Raw genomic sequence first — 3,482 nt, 5'->3', positions numbered from 1 at the left:
GCGCTCGTAGATCCGGTAGAGCTGCTCCGACCAGTAGACCTCGCCGCTGACGAGGTTCCACTCACCCCAGCCGAGGTTGCCGAGCCGTTCGGTGCTGGCCAGTCGTTCACTCTCCCCGGGCCGATCGGCGTGACTGACCCAGCTGAGCAGGATCGCGCCGCCGAGCCGGTGCGCCCGCACCGAGTAACGCTCGTCCAGCGTGCGGAACCTCGGCAGCTCCGCCGGTTCACCCGTGTCGAGAACCTTGGCGTAGATCGCCCAGCGTTCCGCCTGCAGCTCCGGCGGCAGGTGGTCGGACAGCGGGGTCCCGATGAGGCTGCGGCCGTGGCGCCCGCCCGGGCCGGTCGCCTCGGGGCTGACCGCGGCGAAGACCAGGTCGACGAGCCGGCCGTCCTCGTCGCGCACCGGCCGGAGCAGCGCCGCGGCGCCGTGCAGGACGTCGAGAATGCGCTGCACGGTCGCCAGCCACGGCTCGGAGTGACGCGACGGCGCCGGCGGCAGGATCGGGAACGCGGCCGGCGGCGGGCCGTCGCCCTCCGGGATGTCCAGCAGGGCGATCACGCCGGCCGCGACGTCGGCGAGGTCGCGGTCCTGCTCATGAGCCATCCGCAGCAGGTGCCGCTGGGCGTCCGCGAGCCGGCATCGGGTACGCCCGGCGAGCAGGCCGATCGCCCGGTCGACGGTGGCCCGCCCGGTCTCCGGCCCGGCGCGGCGCACCACGGCCGGGTCGGCGTACACCTGCGTGCTGGTTCGCACCTGCTCGCCCTCCAGGATCGGCAATGGATACCTGAATACGCCAGCGGGACGACCGGCGGCATCCCCCGAACACCCTGCATGGGATGCGACCTGGGCAAACGCGCCCTCAAGGTCACCCGTTCGAGGCGGGCGGCGGGCCTATATGTCGAAGAGGTCGCGGACGGCCGCGTCGAGGCGGACCATGCTGGACCCGGTCACCATGCCGAGCAGCTCGGCGCCGACCGAGGAGGGCAGGCGGCGCATCCGGTTGACCACGACCACCCCGGTGATCGGGTCCTGCTCGGTCAGCGCGACGGCGAACGGCGGCAGCTCGGTGGCGCCGCGCTGGCGGACGATCGGGGCGCAGAAGGGGGCGGCGTTCTTGCGGTCGTTGTAGGCGTCGCCGGAGAGCACCAGCACGCGGTAGCGCAGATCGGTGCGGTTACCGATGGTCCAGATCTCGCCGCGCCTCATCCGCGCCCGGTCCCCCGTCCCGTCCCCGACGCCATGCGGGGCAGCGTACCGCCGGACCGATCTTCGGCCGGTAAGGGGTGACGAAAGGGGCATGGCTGAGCAGGATGAGCAGTGGATGACGGCCATCGAACCACCCCGCGCGGGATCACGTAAGAATGAGCGGGAGAGCCGACGGAAGGACGTGTACTACACATGACGGAGAAGGCACAGATCGGGGTCACCGGCCTGGCGGTGATGGGTCGGAACCTGGCCCGGAACTTCGCCCGGCACGGGCACACGGTCGCGTTGCACAACCGTACCTACAGCCGCACGAAGGAGCTCGTCGATCAGTTCGGCGACGAGGGGACGTTCCTGCCGTCGGAGAGCGCCGAGGACTTCGTGGCCAGCCTGGAGAAGCCGCGCCGGGTGGTGATCATGGTGAAGGCGGGCAAGCCGACCGACGCCGTGATCGACGAGTTCGCGCCGCTGCTCGAAGAGGGCGACATGCTGATCGACGCGGGCAACGCCCACTACCTGGACACCCGGCGGCGTGAGGCGGCGCTGCGCGAGCGCGGCCTGCACTTCGTCGGCACGGGCGTCTCGGGCGGCGAGGAGGGCGCGCTGCACGGGCCGAGCATCATGCCGGGCGGGTCGCCGGAGTCGTACGAGGCCCTCGGGCCGCTGCTGGAGGACATCAGCGCGAAGGTCGACGGCGAGCCGTGCTGCGTGCACGTCGGACCGGACGGCGCCGGGCACTTCGTGAAGATGGTGCACAACGGCATCGAGTACGCCGACATGCAGCTCATCGCCGAGGCGTACGACCTGCTGCGGCAGGCGGGCGGGCACTCGCCGGCCGAGATCGCGGAGATCTTCAAGGGCTGGAACGAGGGGCGGCTGGGGTCGTACCTGATCGAGATCACCGCGGAGGTGCTCAAGCAGGTCGACCCGTCGACCGGCAAGCCGTTCGTGGACGTCGTGCTCGACCAGGCCGAGCAGAAGGGTACCGGCCGCTGGACCGTGCAGTCGGCGCTCGACCTGGGCGTCCCGATCAGCGGCATCGCGGAGGCGGTGTTCGCCCGTGCGCTCTCGGGCGACCCCACCAGCCGCGAGGCGGCACGCAACCTGCCCGGGCCCAGCCCGGTTCCTCAGGACGGCCTCCAGGCCGACATCGAGCAGGCGCTGTTCGCCTCGAAGATCGTCGCTTATGCCCAGGGCTTCCAGCAGATCCAGGCGGCCAGCAAGGAGTACGACTGGAACATCGACCCGGGTGCGATGGCCAAGATCTGGCGGGCCGGCTGCATCATCCGGGCCAAGTTCCTCGACTACATCAAGCAGGCCTACGACAAGTCGCCGGAGCTGGCGACGCTGCTGGTCGACGACTACTTCCTGGACGCGGTGAGCGGGGCGCAGGATGCGTGGCGGCGGGTCGTGGGCCTGGCCGCGCAGCAGGGCATCCCGGCGCCGGGCTTCGCGTCGTCCCTGGCCTACTACGACGGTCTGCGGGCCGAGCGGCTGCCGGCGGCTCTGATCCAGGGGCAGCGGGACTTCTTCGGCGCGCACACGTACCGCCGGGTGGACAAGGAGGGCTCGTTCCACGTCCTCTGGGCGACCGACGACCGCACCGAGGTGGACGCTTAGGCGGTCACGAAGGTCATCAGGCCGGCCACCTCGTCCGCCGGCAACGGCCGGGCGAGGTGGAAGCCCTGCCCGAGGCGGTATCCCATCTCGCGGAGCCGGTCCATCTGGGCCTCGGTCTCGATGCCCTCGGCCACGGCGGAGAGCTGCAGGTGCTCGGCGAGCTGGGCCACCGCGGCCGCCACCGCGAGGCGGCCGCGGTCGGCGCCCTCGCTGATGCCGTCGACGAACGACTTGTCGAGCTTGAGCACGTCGACCGGGAACGCCCGGAGCAGGCTGAGCGACGACTGCCCGGTGCCGAAGTCGTCGAGCGCCAGCCGTACGCCCATCTCGTGCAACGCCTGCAGGGTTTCCCGCACCTGGCGCCCGTCCAGCACGAGCGACTCGGTCACCTCGATCACCAGGTTCGCCGGGCTCAGGCCGTTGTCCCGGAGCACGCCGCTGACCTCCTCGACGAACTCGGCGTCGCGCAGCTGGCGGGCGGCCACGTTCACGTTGATCGACCGGATCGCCGCCGGGCCCAGGTCCGCGCGCCAGCGCGCGAGCTGCGTGCAGGCCTCTCGCAGCACCCAGGAGCCGAGCGGCACGATCAGGCCGGACCGCTCGGCCACCGGGATGAAGTCGCCCGGGGACACCAGGCCCCGCGTCGGGTGCTTCCA

The 3,482-nt window shown here is 71.5% G+C and carries 4 protein-coding genes; 1 reads left to right on the top strand and 3 read right to left on the bottom strand.

From position 1 onward, the window contains the following. Both AB0M20_RS32910 and AB0M20_RS32905 read right to left on the bottom strand, forming a co-directional pair. Nucleotides 1-756 (bottom strand): ANTAR domain-containing protein (locus AB0M20_RS32910; protein WP_364304237.1); only part of this gene is annotated, 756 nt, incomplete at its 3' end. Nucleotides 757-894: 138 nt separating this feature from the next. Further along, nucleotides 895-1,209 (bottom strand): type II toxin-antitoxin system PemK/MazF family toxin, encoded by a 315-nt coding sequence (locus AB0M20_RS32905; protein WP_364304236.1) that lies wholly within the window; start codon nt 1,207-1,209, stop codon nt 895-897. 192 nt (nt 1,210-1,401) lie between these two features. Between AB0M20_RS32905 and gndA the strand changes: the two genes are divergently transcribed. Next, nucleotides 1,402-2,826, top strand: coding sequence for an NADP-dependent phosphogluconate dehydrogenase (gene gndA / locus AB0M20_RS32900; RefSeq protein WP_364304235.1), 1,425 nt, complete (start codon nt 1,402-1,404; stop codon nt 2,824-2,826). Here the strand turns inward: gndA and AB0M20_RS32895 are convergent. Next, nucleotides 2,823-3,482 (bottom strand): EAL domain-containing protein (locus tag AB0M20_RS32895; protein ID WP_364304234.1); only part of this gene is annotated, 660 nt, incomplete at its 5' end. The genes gndA and AB0M20_RS32895 overlap by 4 nt on opposite strands.

It is taken from the genome of Actinoplanes sp. NPDC051633 (genome assembly GCF_040681735.1).
Lineage (GTDB): Bacteria > Actinomycetota > Actinomycetes > Mycobacteriales > Micromonosporaceae > Actinoplanes.
The sequence above is the reverse complement of the archived record's forward strand: the minus strand, read 5'-3'. Positions and strand labels throughout refer to the sequence as shown.